Genomic DNA, 22,057 nt, shown 5'->3' with positions numbered 1-22,057 from the left:
GAGCAGGCTCAACCGGTCCGGCCGACAAGGGAGTTCATATGCGCCTCGCGCGACTCCGCGGTCTGGCCCTGCACCAGCAGGAACAGGCCCTCGCGCGCCAGCCGCTGGGCCCGGCTCGTCAGGGCCATCGAGCGCCCGCCCCCGGCCACCACCGCCGCGGTGGTGGCGGTCCGCATGACGTCGTACGCCTGTGCCCTGAGCGCCAGTCGCTCCTCGGCGTGTTCGTGCGGGACCGGATGGTCGGCCAGGGTGTAGGCCGCCTTGCGAACCTCTGACAGACGGGTGCGCAGCGGTTCGGCCGTGGCATCGTCCAGCAGGGCGAGTGCTGCTCGGGCGACGCCGAAGACCGCCGGATTGGCGTTGCGGGTCTTGGGACGGTCGGAGGCGGCCCACCGCTCGATGGGCATGCGCAGCGCCACCGCCTCCTGAGGCAGCCACAGCCCGTCCAGCTCCAGCGACACCGTGCGGGACGCGGTGAGCGCCGCCAGCCGCATCGGCTCCGACGCCCGCAGGCCGGGCTGTTCCCGTGCCTCCGTGAAGGCGAACAGGGCCTCGTCGGCCTCGGTCACCCCGGCCAGCAGCATGACGTCGTTCAGGCCCCACCCGGTGTACCAGGGCACGGTCCCGTCGAACCGCCATCCGCCCCGCTCCCGGCGGACCCGTACCGGGGTGCGCGGATGGGAACGCAGATGCGCGTAGGCCACCCCGGACAGCAGCTCGCCCCGCGCCAGCGGGCCCAACAGGCGCTCCCGCACGGGAAGTTCGCCGGCCGCCAGGGTCTGCACCGGTGTGTGGTGCTGCGTCTGCACGAACCAGGTCGAGCAGCACGCCCCACGTCCGATCGCCTCGAGGTGGCTTGCGGGGACGCCCTCCTGGTCGACGCGTTCGGCATCGGGGGCGAGGAGGTCGTCGGCGAGCTGCCGGGCACGGATGACGAGGGGGTGTGCGGAGAGGGTCACGCGGAAGATTCTTCCGATCCGCCGGGGCGGGATGTCGATCCGGGGGTGTGTCCTTCGTGTAGGAGGTGAGAGAACGCAGCGACGCCAGGGAGGACGTCATGAAGCACTACCTGCTCAGCGTGGTCCATCCGGCGGGCGGCCGCCCGCCCGCGCCCGACGAGCTCGCGGCGATCATGCGCGACGTCGAGGCCTTCGGCCAGGAGTTGCGCGACGCGGGGGCGTGGGTCTTCGCGGGCGGGCTGCACGACCCGGAGACCGCGAGCGTGCTGCGTCCGAAGGGCGGCGACGTGCTGATCACCGACGGGCCGTTCGCCGAGGGCAAGGAGTACCTCGGCGGCCTGTGCCTCATCCAGGCGCCCGACCTGGACGCCGCCCTGGAGTGGGGGCGGAAGGCCGCGCTGGCCACCACCCTGCCCGTCGAGGTGCGGCCGTTCGTGGACCAGCACTGATGCCCGACGTCACCGACGTCGAGGCCGCCTTCCGCGCCGAGTACGGGCGCGCGGTCTCCGTCCTGGTCCGCTTCCTCAGCGACATCGACCTCGCCGAGGAAGCGGTGCAGGACGCCTTCACCACGGCCGTCCGGACCTGGCCGGAGACCGGTGTGCCGCCCAGCCAGGCCGGCTGGATCATCACCACCGCCCGCAACAGCGCGATCGACCGGCTGCGCCGCGAGTCCACCCGGGACGCGCGGCACGCCGAGGCCGCCCGGCTGTACGCGCCCGACGCCTCGGCCGAGGAGGGCCCCGTGCGCGACGACCGGCTCCGTCTGATCTTCACCTGCTGCCACCCCGCACTCGCCCTCCAGGCCCGCGTGGCCCTGACCCTGCGCCTGCTCGGCGGGCTCGGCACGGCACAGATCGCCCGCGCCTTCCTGGTGCCCGAGCCCACCCTGGCCCAGCGGATCGTCCGCGCGAAGGCCAAGATCCGCGACGCGGGCATCCCGTACCGGGTGCCGCGCGACGCCGACCTGCCCGACCGGCTCAACGGCGTCCTCGCGGTCGTCTACCTGATCTTCAACGAGGGCTACACCGGCGACCCCGGCCTGTGCACCGAAGCCGTCCGGCTCGGCTGTCTGCTCGCCGACCTGATGCCGGACGAACCCGAGGTCACCGGCCTGCTCGCGCTCATGCTCCTCGTGGAGGCACGCCGTCCCGCGCGCACCGACGAGGACGGCACCCTCGTGCCCCTGCCCGAGCAGGACCGCACCCGCTGGGACCGCGCCCTGATCACCGAGGGACAGCAGCTCGTCCGGCGCTGCCTGCGTCGCGGCCGGCCCGGCCCGTACCAGATCCAGGCCGCGATCAACGCCGTCCACAGCGACGCGCCGACGGCGGACGCCACGGACTGGGGACAGATCCTGCGGCTGTACGACCAGCTCATGGCCGTCGCCCCGAGCCCGGTCGTCGCCCTCAACCGGGCGGTCGCGGTCGCCGAGGCCGACGGCCCGAAGGAAGCCCTCGCCCTCGTGGACGAGCTGGACCTCGACCGCTACCACGTCTTCCACGCCGTACGCGCCGACCTGCTGCGGCGCCTCGGACAGGACACCGAGGCCGTACGGGCGTACGACGCGGCCATCGTGCTCGCCGAGAGCCCCGCCGAACGCGCCCACCTCGCACGCCGCCGACGGGACCTCATACGCTGAGCGCCCCTCACACGGAGAGCTCGGCGTCGCGCCCGCGCTCCTCGGCCGACGTGACTCGCCCCGCCTCCGCTGCGCCGCCGGCACGGCGAAGCCGACGTGCTGGTCTCTCACGCGGCCCAACTGTCTTGGTTCCGCCCGCAATTGGACTGGCCTACACTCTTGACTGGTACAGACCAAAGGAGTTGAGTGTGGCTTCACACCCCCCACCACGGCCGCCCCCACCGCCGTGACCGGGATTCCCGGTGCGTGCGCGCAAGGGTCGGCTCCGCTCTGCCCTTGTCGGGAGCGGCCGTGCTCCGCAGAGGAGTTGATCCCTGTGAAGCGCCGTACAGCCGCGCTCCTGGCCTCGCTCGCCCTCGGAGGCACCGCCCTGGTGTTCCAGGCAGCCCCCACCGCCTCCGCCGCGGGCTTCGTCGTCACCGAGTCACAGTTCAACCAGATGTTCCCGAACAGGAATTCCTTCTACACCTACAGCGGCCTCACCGCCGCGCTCAGCGCCTACCGGCTTCGCGAACACCGGCAGCGACACGGTGAAGAAGCAGGAGGCGGCGGCCTTCCTCGCCAACGTCAGCCATGAGACGGGCGGGTTGGTGTACGTGGTCGAGCAGAAAACGGCCAACTACCCGACGTACTGCGACTGGAGCCAGCCGTACGGCTGCCCGGCCGGACAGGCGGCGTACTACGGGCGCGGCCCGATCCAGCTCAGCTGGAACTTCAACTACAAGGCGGCGGACGATGCGTTGGGCATCGATCTGCTCAACAACCCCAACCAGGTGCAGAACGACGCGTCCGTCGCCTGGAAGACCGGCCTGTGGTACTGGAACACCCAGTCCGGCCCCGGCACCATGACCGGTCACGGCGCCATGGTCGACGGCGCGGGCTTCGGACAGACGGTCCGCTCCATCAACGGCTCCCTGGAGTGCGACGGCAAGAACCCCGCCCAGGTGCAGAGCCGCGTCGACGCCTACCAGCGGTTCTCGGGAATCCTCGGGGTCTCACCGGGCGGCAACCTCTACTGCTGACGTCGAGCCGCTCGTGTGCGAGACTCCGCCGATGACCTCCGGAGCGATCACCGCGGACGCCGCGGGCAGCTGGAAACTCGGCGACCTGACCGTCAACCGCGTCGGCTTCGGCGCGATGCGGCTGACGGGCAGTGCCGCCTTCCACCACGGGACGCCGAGCGACCGGGAACGTTCGATCGCCGTGCTGCGCAGGGCGGTCGAGCTCGGCGTCAACCACATCGACACGGCCGCCTTCTACTTCTCGTCCCTGCGCTCGGCCAACGAGATCATCAACAGCGCGCTCGGTCCGTACCCCGACGACCTGGTCATCGTCACGAAGGTCGGCCCCTACCGCGACTACCGCGGCGAGTGGGGCGCCTCGGCCCGGCCCGACGAGCTGCGCGGCCACGTCGAGGAGAACCTGCGCCAGCTCGGCCGCGACCACCTCGACGTCGTCAACCTGCGCAGGATGCGCCAGGACTCCATCGCCGAGCACTTCGGCGCCCTCGCCGAACTGCGGGAGGCGGGCCTGGTCCGGCACCTCGGCATCTCCGCCGTCCAGCCGCGCCACCTCGAGGAGGCGCTGGAGATCGCCCCGGTGGTGTGCGTGCAGAACCGGTACGTGCTCGACCTGTCCCTGCCCGGCGACGACGAGATGCTGCGCATCTGCGGCGAACGGGGCATCGCGTTCGTGCCCTTCTACTCCGTGGCCGGTGAGGGCGGGGACCACGGTGCCGCCGACCACGCCGACGACGAGGTGCGGGCCGTCGCCCAAGCACACGGGGCGACCCCGGCCCAGGTCAGGATCGCCTGGACACTGCACCGGGGCGCCCATGTGCTCGCCATCCCCGGCACCGGGAACCCCGACCACCTCGTCGAGAACGTCGCCGCGGGCGCGCTGCGGCTCACCGAGGGCGAGCTGGCCCGGCTGAACACGCTGCGTACGCAGAGCGGCTGACCGGCCGGACCGGCCGGCTTCGGTGGCAGTACGGCGGTGACGTCGGCCAGGGCCAGGAACCCTCCCGTACGGCCTCTCCCATAATGGGCGTGCGGGCACCGCCGTACGGCGGCGACCCGTTTGACTACAATCGCGTAGACGGTCCACCGGACGATGGACGAAGACGGGTGAGGAACGTTCCCATGGCCGACTCGAAGGACGAACGCCGGCCGGCCGGCGAGCTCGAGGCGAGCGTCATGGCCGCCCTCTGGGCCGCCGGAGTGCCGCAGACGCCCGGCCAGGTGCAGCAGAGCCTCGGCGCGGACCTCGCGCGCACCACGGTGACCACGATCCTGACCCGGCTGTACGACAAGGGCGTGGTGGGCCGGTGCCGCCAGGGCCGCGGCTTCGCCTACTTCCCGGTCCAGGACGCCCAGGGCCTCACCGCCCGCCGGATGCACACCGAGCTCGACCGCGACAACGACCGGGAGACGGTGCTCGCCCGCTTCGTCGCCCAGCTCAGCCCGGACGACGAGCGCGTGCTGCGCGACCTGCTCGAACCCGGTGAACGATGACGGCACTGCTGCTCCTGCCCCTCCTGCTGCCGTACGCCCTGCCGGCGCTGGCTCGGCGCGCCCTGGACCGGCTCGCGCCCATGACGGCACTGTGGGCGATCATCGCCGTCGCGGTCGTCCTCGCGGTCTGCTCGCTGGCCGCGCTGGGCGCGTTCGTCCTCACCGGGCTGCTCGAACTGCCCGTCTTCGCGGCCCTCGGTGAGCTGGTCCACCCACTCCACACCGCGTCGGACGTCCTCGTCGTCCCGGCCGCCGTGACCTCCGTCGGTGTGCTCGCCGTGTGCGCGGCGACCCTGGTGCGCTCGGTGCTGCGCCAGACCCGGGCCTTCCGCGCGGCGCGTACGGAGGCCGGGCGCGCGCCCGCCGCGGGCGACCTGTGCGTGGTCGACTCACCGCGGGCCGACGCATACGCGCTGCCCGGGCGGCCGCATCGCATCGTCGTCACGACCGCGATGCTGCGCAGTCTGGACGCGGCCGAACGCGAGGCGCTGTTCGCGCACGAGCGCGCTCACAACGACGGCGGCCACCACTACTTCCTCGCCGCCGCGGAGCTGGCCGCCCACTGTCACCCGGCGCTGCGCCGCGTCCGCGCGACCGTCCGGCTCGCCGCCGAACGGGCCGCCGACGAGGCCGCCGCCACCGCGGTCGGCGACCGGCGCCTGACCGCACGGGCCATCGCCCGCGCGGCCCTCGCCGGGCAGGCGGGCGGCATGGAGCGCCCCGACTTCGTCCCCGGCGCGGCGACGGGTCCTGTCCCGCGCCGAGTCCAGGCTCTCCTGTCCACCCCCCGCGTCCCGCCCCGTGCCGCCCCCTGGATCGCCGCGCTCCTGATCGCCTGCACAGGCGTCTCCTGCCTCGCCTCGACGACCGGGATGCTCGACTTCCACCACCGGGTGGAGGTCGCACAGGGCGAAGAAAGCGGCTGACGGGAATCCCCCTCGGCGCCGGCCCGAAGGGAACTGGCGTCCGCTACGTTTTACGTATAACCTCACGCGCTGTCGATTCTCACCGAAAGGCCCCGATGCGACGCGTAGCCCTGGTCACCCTTGTCGTCGGTGACTACGACGAGGCGATCCGCTTCTACACCGAAGCCCTCGGATTCCGGCTCGCCGAGGACACGCCCCGGCCGGACGGCTCGCGCTGGGTCGTCGTCGAGCCCGGTCCCGAGAGCACCGGCACCGGACTGCTGCTCGCCCGGGCCAAGGACGTGGACCAGCGCGCCCGGGTCGGTGACCAGACCGGCGGGCGGGTCGGCTTCTTCCTGCACACCGACGACTTCGCCCGCGAGCACGCCCGGATGCTCGCCGCCGGCGTGGCCTTCCTGGAGGAGCCGCGTCACGAGCCGTACGGCACTGTCGCCGTCTTCCAGGACCTCTACGGCAACCGCTGGGACCTCCTCCAGCCCGCAGCCCACTGATCCACCCACACCCACCGCACCATCGCCCGAGGAACCACGCCCATGACCGCGCCCAGCATCGGCACCGACACGCTCCGCCGGCTTCCCAAGGCCGTCCTGCACGACCATCTCGACGGCGGCCTGCGCCCCGCCACCGTCGTCGAACTTGCGGCCGCGGTCGGCCACACCCTGCCCACCACCGACCCCGACGAGCTGGCCGCCTGGTACTTCGACGCCGCCAACTCCGGCGATCTGGTCCGCTACATAGCCACCTTCGAGCACACCCTCGCCGTGATGCAGTCCCGCGAGGGCCTGCTGCGCACGGCTGAGGAGTACGTCCTCGACCTCGCCGCCGACGGCGTCGTCTACGCCGAGGTGCGCTACGCCCCCGAGCTGAACACGAAGGGCGGGCTGTCGTTGAGCGAGGTCGTGGAGACCGTGCAGGAGGGCCTCGCCGCCGGCGTGGCCAAGGCGGCCGCCGCGGGCACGCCGGTCCGCGTCGGCACCCTGCTGTGCGGCATGCGTATGTTCGACCGCGTCCGCGAGGCCGCCGACCTGGCCGTCGCCTACCGTGACGCCGGCGTGGTCGGCTTCGACATCGCCGGTGCCGAGGACGGCTTCCCGGCCGCCGACCACCTGGACGCCTTTGAACATCTGCGTCGCGAGAGCGTGCCCTTCACCATCCACGCCGGCGAGGCGCACGGCCTGCCCAGCATCCACCAGGCCGTCCGGCTGTGCGGCGCCCAGCGCATCGGCCACGGTGTGCGTCTCACCGAGGACATCGTCGACGGCAAGCTCGGCCGTCTCGCGGGCTGGGTCCGCGACCGCCGTATCGCGCTGGAGATGTGTCCGACGTCCAACCTGCAGACCGGGTGCGCGACCTCCGTCGCCGAGCACCCGATCACGGCCCTGAAGGACCTCGGCTTCCGGGTCACCCTCAACACCGACAACCGGCTGGTGTCCGGCACGACGATGACCCGGGAGATGTCCCTGCTGGTCGAGGAGGCCGGCTGGAGTCTCGAGGACCTGCGCACGGTCACGGTGAACGCCGTCAAGAGCGCGTTCATCCCGTTCGACGAGCGCAGGGCCCTCATCGAGGACGTGATCCTGCCGGGTTACGCCGCCGCGCTCTGCAGCAGCCCCCGCAGGTAGGCGGCCTGTCCGACGTGCTGAAGGTCGTCGGACAGGACGCTGACCAGCCGCACGCCCAGGCTGACCGGCGGATCCCAGCGCTCGTCCACGATGCGTTCGAGATCCTTGGCGGCCAACTCGCGCAGTACCCCGAGCGTCTGCTCGTGCACGGCGTCGTAGTACCCGGTCAGCAGCTCGGCGGAGTCGACCCGTACCTTGGCGACCTTCGCCGCGCTGTGCCCGTACCCGATGTCGTGCCGCGGCAGGCCGAGCCCGAACCGCTTCTCCCAGTCCTGCGCCAGCCACACCTGGTCGAGTCCGAAGGCGTCGGCTACGTGGTCGTCCTGGACCCGCGCGAGATGCCAGACGAGCCAGGCGATGGAGTTGGCGTCGGGGGCGGGCCGGGTGTTGAGGTCGTCGGGGCCCAGGCCGTCGACGACCGCGTGGACTTCTTCCTGGATACGGCCGTAGCCGTCGATGAGGATGTCCTTTGCATGCATGACGTCCACCATCGCGCATCGACGCCGCTCACGCGTCCGGAATCCAGCTCCCGTGGAAGCCGAGCGGCACCCTCCCCGGCAGATGCACCCGGGCCACCGGTTCGCCGGTGAAGTCCAGCGCGGAGAGGATCACCAGGTCGGCGGCTCCGCGGTCCGGGTTGTGGACGTACGCGACGGCGTATCCGTCGTCCTCGGCCGCACGCCGGTCCGCCGGGTCGCGTGGCACGAACACCGCCTCGCCCGCCGCCGCGCCCTTCGGCAGCCGGTGCACCTGGGTGCTGTCGCGCAGCAGGTCGTGCTTGATGAGCGCGTTGGAGAAGGCGCGGTCGGGCGGGTTGCCGTCCGCCGTCGTCAGATACGCGACCGACATGTCGGCGGCTGCGGCCGAGTAGCCGTACCGGTGGCGCCGGGAGACCAACGCCTCGTTCACGCGCGGGAATTCCTGCGGCCGGTCGTCCAGTGTCCGTTGCCGTACACGTCCGTGACGCAGGTCCACCGTCCAGCGTTCGAGCCTGCCGGTGCCGTTCGCGGACGGTCCGTCCGTGCCACGGCCGGCCGCGTAGAAGGGCGCCGGGTACGTCGTGACGTCCACGACCACGGACGACCCCTCGTCGTACGCGTTGAGGGTGTGCGAGTAGAAGACCGGATCCACCTCGAACCAGCGCACCGCACCCCCGGTCCGGGGCATCACGCCCACCCGCGAGGGGTGTTGGCGGTTCCAGACGTACGGCACCGGGTCGCCGCGCTCGGCCGCCGCCGGATCGAAGGTGATCGGGATGTCGAAGACGACGACGTGCTTCGCGGTGAGCGCGAAGTCGTGCATCATCGGCGCGTCCGGCACCGGGATCCGGGTCGTGCGCGCCACCCGGCCCGAGGGGTCCACGACGAGGTGCCGGACGTGGTCCCAGGTCGGGTAGTAGGCGAGGGCGTGCAGCTCACCGGCCTCGGCGTCGTACTTCGTGTGCGCCGTGAACGCGCCCTCCAGGGTGCCCCGGAAGTCGTACGTGCCCACGGTGTTCAGCTCGCCGTCGAGCTCGTACGGCAGCGGTCCGCTCTCCTGGAGCGCGAGGATCCTCCCCCGGTAGGGGATCACATGTGTGTTGCAGGCGAAGTCGTCCGGCGGGACGGGGCCCGGGTAGAACTCGCCGAGCTTCTTCGCCACCTGGGAGGAGCGCACCCAGCGGTTGCGGTACCACTCGGCCCGCCCGTCGCGCAGCCGCACCCCGTGCACCATGCCGTCACCGAGCATCCAGTGGTGGGCGCGGGGATCCTCGAGTCCCAGCACGTTGGGGCCGTTGCGCAGGAGCCGGCCGTTCAGCTCGCGCGGGATACGGCCGGTGACCGGCAGGTCGAAGGCCGTCAGTTCTTCGGTGACGGGCATGAACGCGCCCTCCAGAAAGGGACAGTGACGATCCGTCGATTCCCGGGTCCGGGCCGCCGCCGGAAGGTTCGTCGTGCCGACGAGAGCGCCCGCCGCCGCGATCCCCGCCGCGCCGCGCAGCACGCTCCGTCGTGTGTGTTCCGCCATCTTCCGTACTCCAGACCGTGGTCGTCATCGGGACGGTCACGAGTCTGCGGCGGCCGGACGGCGAGGTCAGGAGGGGTGGGCCCCGCCCTGGGGTGTTGCCAGGTCCCCTGTTTCGAGCAGCATGATCAGCGCCCGTGCCGCCGGGCTGGTGGACCGCTCCGGAGGCAGCAGGGCGACCGTCTCGTACTCCGCCTCGCCCATGCCCTTCAGCGGGAGCGCCGTGAGCGAGGGCCGCTTGTGCCGGAAATGCCGGGGTACGGCGGCGATGCCGAGGTTCTCGTCGATCAGGTCCAGGAGGCTGTGCACGTCGTTCACCTCCAGCGCGACCGTACGGCGCACTCCCGCCGCGGCGAACGCGGCGTCCGTGGTGCGGCGCGGGCCCCAGTCCGGATGGAAGTCGACGAACACCTCGCCGGCCACGTCCTGCGGCGTGAGCGCCGCCCCCGCGGCGGCGAGCGGGTGGTCCGGGTGGCACAGCACGGTCGCCGGCTCGCTCGTCAGCGCCACCGACCGCAGCTGGTCCGTGTCGTCCTGGGTGCGGTAGGCGAAGGCCAGGTCGAGCCGTCCGGCCGCGACCTCCTCGGCCAGCGCGCCCGAGCCTTCCTGCCGCAGCCGGATCTCCACGTCCGGATGCCGCCGCCGGAACGCGGCCAGCAACCCCGCCACATGCACCCCGGCGATGCACTGTTCCGTGCCCAGCGCCAGCGTGCCCCGCAGCACGCCCTGCACCGCCGCCACCGCCTCGTGGGCCGTCCGCACCTGGGCCAGGATCCGCTCCGCCTCGGCCAGCAGCGCCCGCCCGGCCTCGGTGAGCGTCACCCGACGGGTGGTGCGCACGAACAGCGGGGCCCGCAGCTCCCGCTCGAGCGCCCGGATCGAGGCCGACAGCCCCGACTGGGAGACCATCAGCCGCTCCGCGGCCCGGGTGAAATGCTGGTCCTCGGCGACCGCGACGAAGTGCTGGAGGTGGCGCAGTTCCATGATTGAGAAGCCTATCCGCTGAATTCCATCGGATTCTCCTGTTGGACCTCTGCACCCGCCTCGCGAAAGAGTGGCACCGGTAGTTCGTGTGCCAACCCCTCTGGAGTCGCGTTGTACACCGCACACCCCGACCGCTACGCCGACATGCCCTACCGGCGCACCGGCCGCAGCGGCCTCAAGCTTCCCGCGCTGTCGCTCGGCCTGTGGCACAACTTCGGCCCCGACCGGCCCGCGGAGACCCAGCGGGCCATCCTGCGCCGCGCCTTCGACCTCGGCGTCACCCACTTCGACCTGGCCAACAACTACGGCCCGCCGCCGGGCGCCGCCGAGCTGGCCCTCGGTGAGGCGATCGCGGCCGACTTCGCGCCGTACCGGGACGAGCTGATCATCTCCACCAAGGCCGGCTACCTGATGTGGCCCGGCCCGTACGGCGAATGGGGCTCGCGCAAGTACCTGCTCTCCTCGCTCGACCAGAGCCTGACCCGGATGGGCCTGGACTACGTCGACGTCTTCTACTCGCACCGCTTCGACCCGGAGACTCCGCTCGAGGAGACGATGGGCGCGCTGCACTCGGCGGTCCAGCAGGGCAAGGCGCTCTACGTCGGCGTCTCCAACTACTCGGCGGAGCAGACCCGCGAGGCCGCCCGCATCCTCGGCGAGCTGGGCACCCCGCTGCTCATCCACCAGCCCCGCTACTCGATGCTGGACCGCCGTCCCGAGGACGAGGGCCTCCTTGACGCCCTCGACGAGCTCCAGGTCGGCTCCATCGCCTACTCCCCGCTGGAGCAGGGCCTGCTCACCACCCGCTACCTCGACGGCATCCCCGAGGGCTCCCGCGCCGCGAGCGACAGCCCCTTCCTGAACTCGGACGCCGTTACCGAGGAGCTGGTCGGCCGGCTGCGGGCGCTCGACGAGGTCGCCAAGGGCCGCGGCCAGACCCTGGCCCAGCTCGCCCTCGCCTGGGTGCTGCGCGACGGCCGGGTGACGTCCGCCCTGGTCGGCGCGAGCAGCCCGCAGCAGATCGAGGACAGCGTCGCGACCGTCCGCAACCTGGACTTCGACGCCGAGGAACTGGCGCGGATCGACGCGATCGTCAAGCAGTAGGACTTGGCACGACGGTCGAGCCGTAAGTCTCGACGTGATGGTCGCGCCGTAACACTCGACGTGATCGTCATGCCGTAAGACGTTCGCTGACTTCCCAGAGGCGGGCCGCCGCCTCTGGGTCCACCGCATACTCGAGCACGCCGGCGGTCTCCGTGCCGGCGCGCCAGCCGGCCTCCCCGGACGCGGGCACCAGTGGGCTGATGTCGCTGTTCTCGCAGTACACGCCGCCCAGTCCGGCCAGTTGGGGGCTCGCCGCGCACCAGACGCCGGTGGCCGCGCCCTGCGGGATCGTCTTGAACTGGCGTGCGGGGTCGCGGACCGGGCGGCCCTCGTCGTCGACGGCACCGGCGGCACGGACCACGTCTGCCGAGACGTGCTTGGCAAGGCCCGTATCGATGATCGTGCCCGGGTGCACGGCGAAGGCCCGCACGCCGTCGACCCGCCCGCGCCGGTCCAGCTCCACGGCGAACAGTGCGTTGGCCGTCTTCGACTGGCCGTAGGCGGCGAACGGCTCGTACGGCCGGTGCTCGAAGTGCAGGTCGTCGAAGACCACGGGTGAGAAGCGGAAGCCCCGCGAGGACACCGCGACCACCCGCGCCCCGCCGGCTGCGACCAGCGCCGGCCACAGCCGCGCGACCAGCTGGAAGTGCCCCAGGTGGTTCGTCGCGAACTGCGACTCGTCACCGCGCGCGTCCCGGGCGAGCGGGGTGGCCATGATCCCGGCGCTGTTGACGAGGATGTGCAGCGGGCGGCCGGTGGCCAGGAACGTCGCCGCGAAGTCGTCGATCGAGGCCGGGTCCATCAGGTCCAGGTGCTCGATCTCGACCCCGGGCATGTCCTTCAGCGCGGCCTTCGCCCGCTCCAGGTCGCGTGCCGGTACGACGACCTCGGCGCCCGCGGCCCGCAGGACACGTGCCGTCTCCAGGCCGATGCCCGAGTAGCCCCCGGTCACGATCGCGACCTTGCCGGTCAGGTCGATGCCCGTGATCACGTCCTCGGCGGTGGACGCGGGGCCGAATCCGGAGGGGAGGGGCCGTTGTGCGGTGGTCATGGTGCGTGTCTCCTCGACGTGATCGAGCTGAGCTGTCCCGGCCACCGTAGATCCACAGATCCGTACGATGAATGCTTGATAGTGCGCACTACTTGCGCGATAGTTCGGAACATGTCCGCGGATCCCCTGTCCGACGCCCTCACCGTCGCCGACGCCCGCGGTGTGTTCTCCGGCGGCTTCACGGCCGGCGGCGACTGGGCCGTCCGGCTGCGCGGGCGCGACAAGCTGAAGGTGAACGCCGTCGTGCGCGGCGGCTGCCTGCTGGTCTGCGAGGACGGCGGGGAGCCCGTGCGGCTGGTGCAGGGCGACCTCGTGGTCTCCGACGGCAGTCGCCCGTACGTGCTGTGCAGCGCTCCCGGCCTCGAGCCGCTGGAGTCGCCGGATGTCGCCGTCGACCCCCGCACCCGCATGGCCCGCCTGGGCGACGGGCCGGACGACGAGATCGAGTGCGTCTCCGGGCACATCGACCTCAGCCGGGACAGCGGCGACCTGCTGCGCCAGGCGCTGCCGGAGTTCGTGCACGTCCGGTCCGACGTGGCCGAGGCGCCGGTGCTGCGCTGGCTCATCGACCAGCTCGCGGGGGAGATGCGGGCGGGCCGGGCCGGTGGCGAGTTCGCCTCGGACCAGCTCGCCCAGCTGATGTTCGTCCAGGTGCTGCGGGTCTGCCTCGCCCAGGCCGACGGGCTGCCGCCCGGCTGGCTGCGCGCCCTCGGTGACGAAGGGCTGGCCCCGGCCCTGCGGCTGATGCACGGCGACCCGGGCCACCCCTGGCAGCTGGAGGAACTCGCCCGCGCGGCCGCGATGTCCCGGACCACCTTCGCCGTGCGCTTCAAGGAGGCGGCCGGTGTGCCGCCGCTGACGTACCTGCTGAACTGGCGCATGAGCCTGGCCGCCCGGGCCCTCCGGCTGGACACCACTCCGGTCGCGGCACTCGCCCGCTCGGTCGGCTATACCTCCGAGAGCGCCTTCAGCAACGCATTCAAGCGAACGGTCGGCGTCGCACCCCGCCGCTACCGTGACGCCGTCAGGAAGTGATCCATTTCCCTGTACACCGTTGACGCATACCGGCGGTCCTGTTTTCCGGTGCTCTTCGGGGGCGCCGCGGTGAATTCCGTGAACGCCCCCTTTCCCGGCCCGGAGTTCCCCGGAAAACCTCTCGCCGGTACCGAGCGTCAGGCCGTGGGTGGAACTCGGTCGAGGAAGCCCAAAACCTTCTGGATACGGCCGTCTTCGGCCAGCGTGACCACATCAAAACCGGCCACCGGAGCCGATCCTCCCCCAGAGGGGGTACCCCCAGCCTCGTTCACCAGCTCCCAGGCGAAGCGGGCCGTGTCGTGGTGCCCGTCCACGGCGCCCAGCGGACGGAAGACGAAGCCCGGGAACTGCTCGTGCACGCCCGTGATCAGGGCCGCGAGCTGCTCGTGGCCGGCGACGTCGGCGAGCGGGTCGGTGTAGGCGCCGTCCGCCGTCCAGGCCGCAGCGACCGCCTTGGTCAGGGCCTCGCGGTCGGTGGCGTTCCAGGCCTCGAAGTAGCGGGTGGCGGCGCTCTGGTAACGGTCGGTGTTCACGGACATGGCGAATCAGCCTCCATCGAGGTGGTCGTCTCTGGTCGGGAACCGAATCTCGGGATTCGTCGATCCGGTGCGACCACCATGCCCGGGTGCGCCGGGAGGGTCGATTACCCCGCGGGTAATGACGGCGGTGGACCGGTCGTCGCATTCCGGCCAACAAAGACCTTGGCGCATATGCCAGGAGACTGGCCGGAATGGCGTGGTGACAGTGTTTCGGAAGTGAAGATACTCGAACGTCAGGGACTGTTCTGGGGAGGACCAGAACCGTTCCGCGTACACGAGCCGCGGGGAAAGCGAGGCCGGACCGGCACACAAGAGGGACGCGACGGGGGAGTGAACGTGCACGACGAATTCCTGTGCCATGTCACCGCCTACGGCACCTGCGACGGGCAGCGCATCGGCGTACCGCTCGGCACCTACCGGGCACCGACCCTGGCACTGGCCCTGTGGTGGCTGCGCGACCGGGCGAGCTGGATCGCCGAGCGGCTCGATCCGCTCCCCGACAATCCGCGCTTCCCGTCCGGCTCGCTCGTCCCCGTGGCCGATACGGTGGCCGACGTGCCCGGCCTGCTGCGTGCCTGGTGCGCGGACGTGGGGCAGCAGGAGCTCGTGGGCGAGGAACTGGCGGGCGGACGGCTGGTGCGGATCGCCGCGAGCGACGACACCACGGAGTACGAACTGCTCGCCGAGTCCGTCGACGCCCTGCGCATGCAGCGCACCCTCCCGGCCCTGGTGCTGCCGGTGGCCTGACACGTGACAACCGATCGACGTCCGGTGCCGTGCACGGTCCGCCGACGTGAGAGCCGCCTCCCGGCGGCGCGCGGCCCACGTCCGACGCCACTCCTCACCCGGCGCGCATACGGGTGAATCGGTAGAATTCTGGGCATGGCGGAGCGGTCGGTCGCCCCGGCGGCGCCCGAACTCGTCGTGGAGACCGACACGGGCTCCACGGTGATGAGCCCGTGTCGCGACTACCACGTCGGGCGCGACCCGTTGAGCGACATCGTCCTCGACGATGCCCGGGTCTCGTGGCACCACGCGGTGCTGCGGCCCGAGGACGGCCACTGGACGCTGGCGGACGAGCACAGCACCAACGGCACCTACGCCGACGGTCGCCGTATCGAGGAGTCGGACGTCGGGCCGGGCAGCGTGCTGCGGTTCGGCAACCCCGCCGACGGCCCCCGCGCGGTCCTGACGGGCCGCCCCCTGCCCGCCACGGACCGCCCGTCCGCCGTCTCGATGCCGGCCCTGACCGGCACCTACCGGCAGCCGACCAGCGTACGGCCGCTGCCCGAGCGGGCCATCCGCATCGGCCGCGCCGCGGGCAATGACCTGGTCGTCGACGACCTGGTCGTCTCGCGCCGCCATGCCGAGCTGCGCGCGCGGCCGGACGGCACGTACGAGATCGTCGACCTCGGCAGCCACAACGGCACGTTCCTCAACGGCCGGCCCGTCCGCCGGGCCCCGGTCGGCCCCGGCGACATCGTCGGCATCGGCCACTCCGCCTTCTGTCTCGTCGGCGACGAACTGCAGGAGTACGTCGACACCGGCGAGGTCTCCCTCGACGTCCAGGACCTCACGGTCGCCGTCGACGGCGGCCGCAAGGTCCTCCTCGACCACGTCTCCTTCCCGGTGGGGGAGAAGTGCCTGCTCGCGGTGGTCGGCCCCAGCGGCGCCGGCAAGTCCACCCTGCTGGGCGCCCTGACCGGACAGCGGCCCGCCGAACAGGGCACCGTCCTCTACGACGGCCGCGACCTCTACCGCGACTACGCCGAGCTGCGCCAGCGCATCGGCCTGGTCCCGCAGGACGACATCCTGCACGTCCAGCTCACCGTGCGCAGCGCCCTCACCTACGCCGCCGAACTGCGCTTCCCGCAGGACACCGCGAAGGCCGAGCGCCTCGGCCGGATCGACGAGGTGGTGCGCGAACTCGGGCTGGCGGAGCGGACCGGCCAGCCCGTGCACAGCCTGTCGGGCGGCCAGCGCAAGCGGGTCAGCGTGGCCCTGGAACTGCTCACCAAGCCGTCCCTGCTCTTCCTCGACGAACCGACCTCCGGCCTCGACCCCGGCATGGAGCACTCGGTGATGCGCATGCTGCGCGGCCTCGCCGACGACGGCCGCACCGTCGTCGTCGTGACCCACAGCGTGCTCAGCCTCGACGTCTGCGACCGCCTGCTCGTGCTCGCCCCCGGCGGCCGGGTCGCCTACTACGGGCGGCCCGGCGACGCCCTCGCCTTCTTCGGCTTCGAACACTGGCCGGAGGCCTTCGATGCGTTCGAAGGCCTCCGCGACCGCGACTGGGCGGGCGAGTACCGGGCCTCGCGGTTCCACCCGCAGTACGTCGTGAACTCCAGCTCCCAGCCGCACACGGCGCGCGCCGGCCCCGTCGCCGTGGGCCCGCCGCCCGAACCGCGCAGCTGGGCCGCCCAGTTCGGCACTCTGGTGCGCCGCTACACCGCCGCCCTCTGCGCCGACCGCGTCTTCCTCGCGACCATGATCGGGCTGCCGTTCGTCATGGGCGCGATGGCCCGCGCGGTCGTCGGCAGCGGCCTGACCCTGGACAGCGCGATGAACGCGCTGCTCATCCTGTGTGTGGGTGGCGTGCTGACCGGGGCGGCCAACGCCGTGCGGGAACTCGTGAAGGAGCGCGTGATCTACCGGCGCGAGCGGGCCGTGGGCCTGTCCAGATCGGCGTACCTGATGTCGAAGGTCTTCGTCCTCGGCACGATCACCGTCCTCCAGGCGATCGTCCTCACCCAGGTGGGCCTGTTCGGCGTGAAACTCAACGCACCGGGCGGCAAGGGCGTGTTGATGCCGCCGCTGCTCGAACTCACCGTCGCCGTGGCCCTGCTCGCCTTCACCTCGATGCTGCTCGGCCTGGTGGTCTCGGCGGTGGTGCGCAAGGAGGAGGTGACGATGCCGCTGCTGGTGCTGCTGGCCATCGTCCAGGTCGTCTTCGGCGGGGCCCTGCTGCGGCTGCACGGTGTGCCCGGCCTCGAACAGCTGGCCTGGCTGGTGCCCACGCGGTGGGGGCTGGGCGCGATGGCCGGCACCGTAGGACTGTCCCGGATCATGCCCGGCGACCTCACCGCCGACCCGCTGTTCCGGCACGCGGTCGGTGTGTGGCTGCGCAACATGGGCATGCTCGTCGTGCTGTCGGCCCTCTACTGCTTCCTGGTCTCCCGGCTGCTGCGCCTGCAAGAGCCCGCCGTGATGCGGAAGTAGGCGGTACGGATGACGACCTACGGCTTCCGGCCCACCCACGTCGTCCCCGGATCGGGGCTGCCCGCCTGGGAGGCCCCGGACCCGGAGCGGCCCACCGTGCCCCTCGATCCGCTCCTGCCGGTGCAGCTCGTCCAGCGGCGCGGCGACTGGGGGCAGATCCGGTGCGCCAACGGCTGGTCCGCCTGGGTCGACGGCCGCTACCTCGTCGCCGTACCCCAGGACCCGCCCGGGGGCGGCGGCGCACCCGGTGAGGTCCCCGACCCGCGCCCGCTGCTCGCCCGCGCCGAGCAGGCCCTGGCCGACTACCGGAGCGCCGTCGAGGACCTGGCACGCGGCGGCCTCGACGGGGAGTCCTTCCGCGGCCGTACGCACGGACTGCGGATCGGGGTGGTCGTCGACGGGGAGTCCGTGTGGCTGTACGACGCCGACGAGGGGCGGTGGCTCTACGGTGACGGGCGGCGGCTGAGCACCTATGCCACCGACCGCGAGGAGCCCGAGGCCGCGGTCGGCGACCATGCGCCGACCCGGGTCGTCACACCCGACAGTGAACCGTGATGGCACGCGAGACGAGCCTGTTCTCCGGCCGGCCCTCCGAGCTGATCGGCAAGCGGATCGCGGGCTACCGCCTCGAGAGCGAGGTCGGCCGCGGCGGTATGGCCGTCGTCTACCGCGCCCACGACCTGCGCCTGGACCGCACGGTCGCGCTCAAGCTGCTCGCGCCGGAGCTCGCCCGCAACGACATCTTCCGGCAGCGCTTCACCCACGAGTCCCTGGTGGCCGCGGCGATCGACCACCCGCACATCGTGCCGATCTACGAGGCCGGCGAGACGGACGGCGTCCTGTACATCGCGATGCGCTTCGTCTCCGGCAGCGATCTGCGCCATCTCCTGGACGGACAGGGCCCGATGCCGCTCGCCACCGCCGTGCGGATCGGCGCCCAGGTGGCGTCGGCCCTCGACGCCGCCCATGCGCACGGCCTGGTGCACCGGGACGTCAAGCCCGGCAACATCCTGCTGGCCCGGGGCACCGACAGTGACCACCCCGAGCACGTCTACCTCACCGACTTCGGCCTGACGAAGAAGTCGCTGTCCCTGACCGGTTTCACCACGGTCGGACAGTTCGTCGGCACCCTCGACTACGTCGCACCGGAGCAGATCTCCGGCCGCCCGGTCGACGGACGCTGCGACGTGTACGGCCTCGCCTGTGTCGTCCACGAGACCCTCACCGGCCGCCCGCCCTTCCGGCGCGACGACGACATGGCCCTGCTGTGGGCGCACCAGTACGACGACCCGCCCCCGCCGACCGAGGCACGCCCCGACCTGCCGCCGGCCGTCGACGCCGTGTTCGCCAGGGCACTGGCCAAGAGGCCCGATGCCCGCTACGACTCCTGCCTGGACTTCGTGGCCGCACTCCGAGCCGCCGCCGCGTCGGCCCCGGACACAGGCCACCCGGCGACCGAGGTGGACCTGAGCGTGCGGGGCACGGCCCGCGCCCTGCCCCGTTGGGCCGCTCCGGTCCTTCGTCAGACCTGACTCGGGACCGCGCCACGCCGGTGCACCGGCCGTGCCAGCAGCGCGCCCAGGAAACCGGCGACGAGGCCCCACAGCACACCGAGGCCGATCGCCGACCACGTCTCGGGACGCAGGAACAGCTCGCCCGACAGACCGCCGCCCAGGTTGCCGATGCCGAGCAGGGACAGGCCGTAGTGCGCCGAGATCCGGCCGACCAGGCAGATCATGAGCACGGCGAGCGCGAGAGCGACGGCGAAGCGCAGGGCGTGCCGCCACGCCGGGACCCGTACCGGTGTCCGCGCCGCCATCAGGAACGCGGTGGCCAGGAGCAGCACCGCGTCCACCACGACGAGCCACCACACCCTGCCGTCGTGCTCGGCGAGGGTCCGCAGGTTCAGCGTGGCTACGTCGGGCGTGCGCAGCACCTGGTCCAGGACGTGCGGCATGGGCAGTCCGAAGGGGCCGTCGACCCGGCCGTGCCAGGTGGCGCCCAGGCCGAGGGTCAGCGCGAGCCACGCCAGGTTGGGCAGGCCGAGCAGGACGACGGCGAAGGTGTCCGCCGGGTGCCCGCGCGTGGCCGCCGTGACCAGGGCGACGACGACACCGAGGGCGACACAGGCGAGCAGCAGCACGACCATGGCGTACGCCGCCGGACGCACCGACTCCTGGAACCCGACGAGCCGCGCGGGCAGCGGCGCCCCGCGCGACACCAGCAGCGCCAGCACCAGCACACCGGCCAGCCAGAGCAGTCCGTACAGCACGGTCTGCGCGACGTCCGTGGTGAAACCGAGCGTCGGTGTGGCGTCGATCAGGTGGGTGAGGTCGCCGAGCGTGCCGTTGCCGATGTCGACGGTGAACGTCTGACGGGCCAGCAGGGCCAGACCGATCAGCGCGAGGAGCCACAACACCGCGATGCGGCCCGCCCAGCCGGCCAGCTCCCCGGCTCCGGTGACCGCCCGGTGCCGCAGCGGACGCAGGAAGCCCGCGGCCAGCACGAGCGCCCCCGTCAGCGTGACCGACAGCGGCATCACCGTCAGCCCGGCCCGGGTCTCGGCGAGCGGACCGGCGTCACCGGTGAGCCGGATCGTGCCGCCGACGGCCGACGCCACGGTCGCCGCGACGACCCGGCCGAAGGCGTCGTCCGGTAGTTCCGCCGCTCCGGCCGCCCACAAGCCCAGCGCGGCCACCGCGGCCATGGCGGCCAGCGTGCGCAGTACGGCCGTCACGGCCTGCACCCAGCCATGACGGGCAGGGACCGGGGCCGGGGCGGTTCGAGGGCTCACCCTGTCACGCTAAGCAGCCTCCCGGTGGGCCGCCCGCCGGGAGGGCCGTCCGCGTCGGCTTGCACGGTGCGCCCGCACCGAGCACACAATGGATCATTGCGGCAAAGCAGCCATATCCCCGAAGGGTTGCCGACCGTGTCGGGAGGAAGAGCCCGTGAGCGCTGAACAGCCGTCCTCCGGCCATCCGACGGGACCGCCGTCCGGTCCCTTGTCGGGCCCCTCCCGGCCATCCCACGGCCCGCCACCGGAGCCCCCCGGAGGCGGTCCCGGGAGCGCCGGAGGCCGTGGCCCCGGTGGCGCTGGAGAGGGTGGCCGCGGGAGTGCCGGAGGCGGTGGTCCTGGTGGCACCGGGGGCGGTGGCCCCGCGGAGCCGAAGCCGGAACCGCACCGGCCGTGGTGGCGGTCCGCTCCGCGCATCGGGGTGCTCAGCGCCCTGGTCGTGGCCGCCGTGGTCGTGGCCGTCGTCCTGACCAACTCGGGCGGAGGCGGCTCGGGGCAGGCCGGCGAGGTCTTCCTCCAGGCGGCGAACGAGACCGGCCAGGATCCCTTCACCGAGTCGACGGCCAACGAGAGCTCCGTGCCGCCGTCGACCACGCCCCCGGCCGAGGCCACGGGCCGGGCCAACGCGGTGCGCGGCGTGGACGGGGCGGCGCCCGGCCTCTACGCGGGCACCCGCAACACCCCCGCCTGCGACGTCGAGAAGCAGATCCGCTTCCTGCGGGCGGATCAGGCCAAGAACAAGGCGTTCGCCTCGGTCGTCGGGGTCCAGCCCTCGGGCGTCCCCGCCTATCTGCGCTCGCTCACACCCGTGCAGCTGCGCGCGGACACCCGTGTCACCGGCCACGGCTACCGCGACGGCGCCGCCACCAGCTACCAGGCCGTCCTGCAGACGGGCACCGCCGTCCTGGTCGACAGCCACGGTGTGCCCCGGGTGCGCTGCGCCTGTACGAACCCGATGACGCCGCCGGTCGCACAGCGCAGCACGCCCAAGCCGGTGGGGAAGTCCTGGCCGGCGTACCGGCCCTCGAACGTCGTCGTGGTCGCTCCCGCGGCGCGTGACGTCGAGGCCTTCGTTCTCTACGACGCCCGGCACGACGACTGGTTCCACCGGGAGCGCGGTGATGACAAGGGCAGCCGGGACCAGCGCATGAAGCCGCCGGCGCACTGGGTCGACCCGGTGGAGCCACCGAGCCGCTCGCCGTCCAGTCCGTCGGCCCCGTCCTCCTCTTCGCCCGGTTCGTCGACCTCGTCGCCGCCGTCGGAGAAACCGTCGTCCGGGAAGCCGTCCACGGAGAAGCCGTCCTCCGAATCCCCGGCCTCGAAGCCGCCGTCGTCGGAGAAGCCGTCGTCCGGGAAGCCCTCCACGGAGAAGCCGTCCAGCGAGAAACCGGCGTCGGAGCCGCCACCCGCGTCCGAGCGGGCCACCTAGGCACCGGCCACGCCCGAGACCAGGCCGTCGGGCCCCGGCGTCACGGAATTGGTGGTCACGTCCGGCGCCGGCGTGCCGTCCGTCACAGGTTCCCCGGCGGTGTGAGCGTCCGGGGCGGGTGTCCTGACCGGATATCCTCCGGATGGCCCGGAGCGGCACGACGACGACCGATGTGCGCCGTCAGCGAACGCCTCACCGGGACTGCGTCGCCCCGCTCGGGGTACGAGCACTGG

At 72.3% G+C, this 22,057-nt stretch carries 21 protein-coding genes and 1 pseudogene; 15 read left to right on the top strand and 7 right to left on the bottom strand.

Annotated features, from left to right (window positions below; translation table 11 throughout):
* Window positions 1-8: 8 nt before the first annotated feature.
* Window positions 9-959: an acyl-CoA dehydrogenase family protein gene (locus IEZ19_RS23200; protein WP_189313202.1), complete on the bottom strand. Its 951-nt coding sequence runs from the start codon at window positions 957-959 to the stop codon at window positions 9-11.
* Between the two features lie 98 nt (window positions 960-1,057).
* Here IEZ19_RS23200 and IEZ19_RS23195 point away from each other — a divergent pair, with 98 nt between their 5' ends.
* The 8 genes and pseudogenes from IEZ19_RS23195 (at window position 1,058) to IEZ19_RS23160 (ending at window position 7,662) form a co-directional block, all read left to right on the top strand.
* Window positions 1,058-1,408, top strand: coding sequence for a YciI family protein (locus tag IEZ19_RS23195; protein ID WP_189313201.1), 351 nt, complete (start codon window positions 1,058-1,060; stop codon window positions 1,406-1,408).
* The gene (locus IEZ19_RS23190; protein ID WP_189313200.1) at window positions 1,408-2,601 is read left to right on the top strand and encodes an RNA polymerase sigma factor; all 1,194 of its coding nucleotides are present in this window, start codon (window positions 1,408-1,410) and stop codon (window positions 2,599-2,601) included. Before IEZ19_RS23195 ends, IEZ19_RS23190 begins: the two co-directional genes overlap by 1 nt.
* Window positions 2,602-2,971: 370 nt before the next feature.
* Window positions 2,972-3,623: pseudogene (locus IEZ19_RS23185) on the top strand (chitinase).
* A 31-nt stretch (window positions 3,624-3,654) separates the two neighbouring features.
* Entirely contained in the window at window positions 3,655-4,560 is a 906-nt protein-coding gene (locus tag IEZ19_RS23180) for an aldo/keto reductase (protein WP_189313199.1), read from the top strand.
* Window positions 4,561-4,742: 182 nt separating this feature from the next.
* The gene (locus IEZ19_RS23175) at window positions 4,743-5,114 is read left to right on the top strand and encodes a BlaI/MecI/CopY family transcriptional regulator (RefSeq protein ID WP_189313198.1); all 372 of its coding nucleotides are present in this window, start codon (window positions 4,743-4,745) and stop codon (window positions 5,112-5,114) included.
* Window positions 5,111-6,040: a M48 family metalloprotease gene (locus IEZ19_RS23170; protein ID WP_189313197.1), complete on the top strand. Its 930-nt coding sequence runs from the start codon at window positions 5,111-5,113 to the stop codon at window positions 6,038-6,040. The genes IEZ19_RS23175 and IEZ19_RS23170 overlap by 4 nt, the downstream gene beginning before the upstream one ends.
* A gap of 95 nt (window positions 6,041-6,135) precedes the next feature.
* On the top strand, window positions 6,136-6,531 hold the full coding sequence (locus IEZ19_RS23165; RefSeq protein WP_189313196.1) for a VOC family protein: 396 nt from the start codon (window positions 6,136-6,138) through the stop codon (window positions 6,529-6,531).
* A gap of 42 nt (window positions 6,532-6,573) precedes the next feature.
* Entirely contained in the window at window positions 6,574-7,662 is a 1,089-nt protein-coding gene (locus IEZ19_RS23160) for an adenosine deaminase (RefSeq protein ID WP_189313195.1), read from the top strand.
* Here the strand turns inward: IEZ19_RS23160 and IEZ19_RS23155 are convergent.
* From IEZ19_RS23155 to IEZ19_RS23145, 3 genes are all read right to left on the bottom strand, one after another.
* The gene (locus IEZ19_RS23155) at window positions 7,626-8,141 is read right to left on the bottom strand and encodes a mycothiol transferase (protein WP_189313194.1); all 516 of its coding nucleotides are present in this window, start codon (window positions 8,139-8,141) and stop codon (window positions 7,626-7,628) included. The genes IEZ19_RS23160 and IEZ19_RS23155 overlap by 37 nt on opposite strands.
* Before the next feature lie 28 nt (window positions 8,142-8,169).
* The gene (locus IEZ19_RS23150; RefSeq protein ID WP_189313193.1) at window positions 8,170-9,669 is read right to left on the bottom strand and encodes a carotenoid oxygenase family protein; all 1,500 of its coding nucleotides are present in this window, start codon (window positions 9,667-9,669) and stop codon (window positions 8,170-8,172) included.
* A gap of 66 nt (window positions 9,670-9,735) precedes the next feature.
* Complete coding sequence (locus IEZ19_RS23145; RefSeq protein WP_189313192.1) at window positions 9,736-10,650, bottom strand: LysR family transcriptional regulator; 915 nt, start codon at window positions 10,648-10,650, stop codon at window positions 9,736-9,738.
* Between the two features lie 111 nt (window positions 10,651-10,761).
* Here IEZ19_RS23145 and mgrA point away from each other — a divergent pair, with 111 nt between their 5' ends.
* Window positions 10,762-11,754, top strand: a complete 993-nt coding sequence (gene mgrA, locus IEZ19_RS23140) for an L-glyceraldehyde 3-phosphate reductase (protein WP_189313191.1) — start codon at window positions 10,762-10,764, stop codon at window positions 11,752-11,754.
* A 67-nt stretch (window positions 11,755-11,821) separates the two neighbouring features.
* On the opposite strand, the gene IEZ19_RS23135 is transcribed toward mgrA, so the two are convergent.
* The gene (locus tag IEZ19_RS23135; RefSeq protein WP_189313190.1) at window positions 11,822-12,805 is read right to left on the bottom strand and encodes an oxidoreductase; all 984 of its coding nucleotides are present in this window, start codon (window positions 12,803-12,805) and stop codon (window positions 11,822-11,824) included.
* A gap of 111 nt (window positions 12,806-12,916) precedes the next feature.
* Between IEZ19_RS23135 and IEZ19_RS23130 the strand changes: the two genes are divergently transcribed.
* On the top strand, window positions 12,917-13,840 hold the full coding sequence (locus IEZ19_RS23130) for an AraC family transcriptional regulator (RefSeq protein ID WP_189313189.1): 924 nt from the start codon (window positions 12,917-12,919) through the stop codon (window positions 13,838-13,840).
* A 137-nt stretch (window positions 13,841-13,977) separates the two neighbouring features.
* On the opposite strand, the gene IEZ19_RS23125 is transcribed toward IEZ19_RS23130, so the two are convergent.
* Window positions 13,978-14,379 carry a nuclear transport factor 2 family protein gene (locus IEZ19_RS23125; RefSeq protein WP_189313188.1) on the bottom strand — a complete coding sequence of 134 codons (402 nt, stop codon included), beginning with the start codon at window positions 14,377-14,379 and terminating at the stop codon, window positions 13,978-13,980.
* A 336-nt stretch (window positions 14,380-14,715) separates the two neighbouring features.
* Here IEZ19_RS23125 and IEZ19_RS23120 point away from each other — a divergent pair, with 336 nt between their 5' ends.
* The 4 genes from IEZ19_RS23120 (at window position 14,716) to IEZ19_RS23105 (ending at window position 19,133) form a co-directional block, all read left to right on the top strand.
* On the top strand, window positions 14,716-15,126 hold the full coding sequence (locus IEZ19_RS23120) for a hypothetical protein (protein ID WP_189313187.1): 411 nt from the start codon (window positions 14,716-14,718) through the stop codon (window positions 15,124-15,126).
* Window positions 15,127-15,261: 135 nt separating this feature from the next.
* Complete coding sequence (locus tag IEZ19_RS23115; protein WP_189313186.1) at window positions 15,262-17,601, top strand: ABC transporter ATP-binding protein/permease; 2,340 nt, start codon at window positions 15,262-15,264, stop codon at window positions 17,599-17,601.
* A 9-nt stretch (window positions 17,602-17,610) separates the two neighbouring features.
* The gene (locus IEZ19_RS23110; RefSeq protein WP_189313185.1) at window positions 17,611-18,156 is read left to right on the top strand and encodes an SH3 domain-containing protein; all 546 of its coding nucleotides are present in this window, start codon (window positions 17,611-17,613) and stop codon (window positions 18,154-18,156) included.
* Window positions 18,156-19,133: a serine/threonine-protein kinase gene (locus IEZ19_RS23105; protein WP_189313184.1), complete on the top strand. Its 978-nt coding sequence runs from the start codon at window positions 18,156-18,158 to the stop codon at window positions 19,131-19,133. Before IEZ19_RS23110 ends, IEZ19_RS23105 begins: the two co-directional genes overlap by 1 nt.
* On the opposite strand, the gene IEZ19_RS23100 is transcribed toward IEZ19_RS23105, so the two are convergent.
* Window positions 19,124-20,395 carry a streptophobe family protein gene (locus tag IEZ19_RS23100; protein ID WP_189313183.1) on the bottom strand — a complete coding sequence of 424 codons (1,272 nt, stop codon included), beginning with the start codon at window positions 20,393-20,395 and terminating at the stop codon, window positions 19,124-19,126. The genes IEZ19_RS23105 and IEZ19_RS23100 overlap by 10 nt on opposite strands.
* A 154-nt stretch (window positions 20,396-20,549) precedes the next feature.
* Here IEZ19_RS23100 and IEZ19_RS23095 point away from each other — a divergent pair, with 154 nt between their 5' ends.
* Window positions 20,550-21,824 carry a DUF6777 domain-containing protein gene (locus IEZ19_RS23095; protein WP_189313182.1) on the top strand — a complete coding sequence of 425 codons (1,275 nt, stop codon included), beginning with the start codon at window positions 20,550-20,552 and terminating at the stop codon, window positions 21,822-21,824.
* The last annotated feature ends 233 nt before the right edge of the window (window positions 21,825-22,057 follow it).

The organism is Streptomyces brasiliensis (assembly GCF_014647875.1).
GTDB lineage: Bacteria > Actinomycetota > Actinomycetes > Streptomycetales > Streptomycetaceae > Streptomyces > Streptomyces brasiliensis.
This window is presented reverse-complemented; position numbering and strand designations above follow the sequence as displayed.

Bases quoted from the DNA above. Each gene is read 5' to 3' on its own strand.
- IEZ19_RS23175 (WP_189313198.1), top strand. From the start codon at position 4,743: ATGGCCGACTCGAAGGACGAACGCCGGCCGGCCGGCGAGCTCGAGGCG.
- IEZ19_RS23165 (WP_189313196.1), top strand. From the start codon at position 6,136: ATGCGACGCGTAGCCCTGGTCACCCTTGTCGTCGGTGACTACGACGAG.
- IEZ19_RS23105 (WP_189313184.1), top strand. From the start codon at position 18,156: ATGGCACGCGAGACGAGCCTGTTCTCCGGCCGGCCCTCCGAGCTGATC.
- IEZ19_RS23145 (WP_189313192.1), bottom strand. From the start codon at position 10,650: ATGGAACTGCGCCACCTCCAGCACTTCGTCGCGGTCGCCGAGGACCAG.
- IEZ19_RS23155 (WP_189313194.1), bottom strand. From the start codon at position 8,141: ATGCATGCAAAGGACATCCTCATCGACGGCTACGGCCGTATCCAGGAA.
- IEZ19_RS23190 (WP_189313200.1), top strand. From the start codon at position 1,408: ATGCCCGACGTCACCGACGTCGAGGCCGCCTTCCGCGCCGAGTACGGG.
- IEZ19_RS23170 (WP_189313197.1), top strand. From the start codon at position 5,111: ATGACGGCACTGCTGCTCCTGCCCCTCCTGCTGCCGTACGCCCTGCCG.
- IEZ19_RS23125 (WP_189313188.1), bottom strand. From the start codon at position 14,379: ATGTCCGTGAACACCGACCGTTACCAGAGCGCCGCCACCCGCTACTTC.
- IEZ19_RS23110 (WP_189313185.1), top strand. From the start codon at position 17,611: ATGACGACCTACGGCTTCCGGCCCACCCACGTCGTCCCCGGATCGGGG.
- IEZ19_RS23135 (WP_189313190.1), bottom strand. From the start codon at position 12,805: ATGACCACCGCACAACGGCCCCTCCCCTCCGGATTCGGCCCCGCGTCC.
- IEZ19_RS23115 (WP_189313186.1), top strand. From the start codon at position 15,262: ATGGCGGAGCGGTCGGTCGCCCCGGCGGCGCCCGAACTCGTCGTGGAG.
- IEZ19_RS23130 (WP_189313189.1), top strand. From the start codon at position 12,917: ATGTCCGCGGATCCCCTGTCCGACGCCCTCACCGTCGCCGACGCCCGC.
- IEZ19_RS23160 (WP_189313195.1), top strand. From the start codon at position 6,574: ATGACCGCGCCCAGCATCGGCACCGACACGCTCCGCCGGCTTCCCAAG.
- IEZ19_RS23195 (WP_189313201.1), top strand. From the start codon at position 1,058: ATGAAGCACTACCTGCTCAGCGTGGTCCATCCGGCGGGCGGCCGCCCG.
- IEZ19_RS23150 (WP_189313193.1), bottom strand. From the start codon at position 9,669: ATGGCGGAACACACACGACGGAGCGTGCTGCGCGGCGCGGCGGGGATC.
- IEZ19_RS23180 (WP_189313199.1), top strand. From the start codon at position 3,655: ATGACCTCCGGAGCGATCACCGCGGACGCCGCGGGCAGCTGGAAACTC.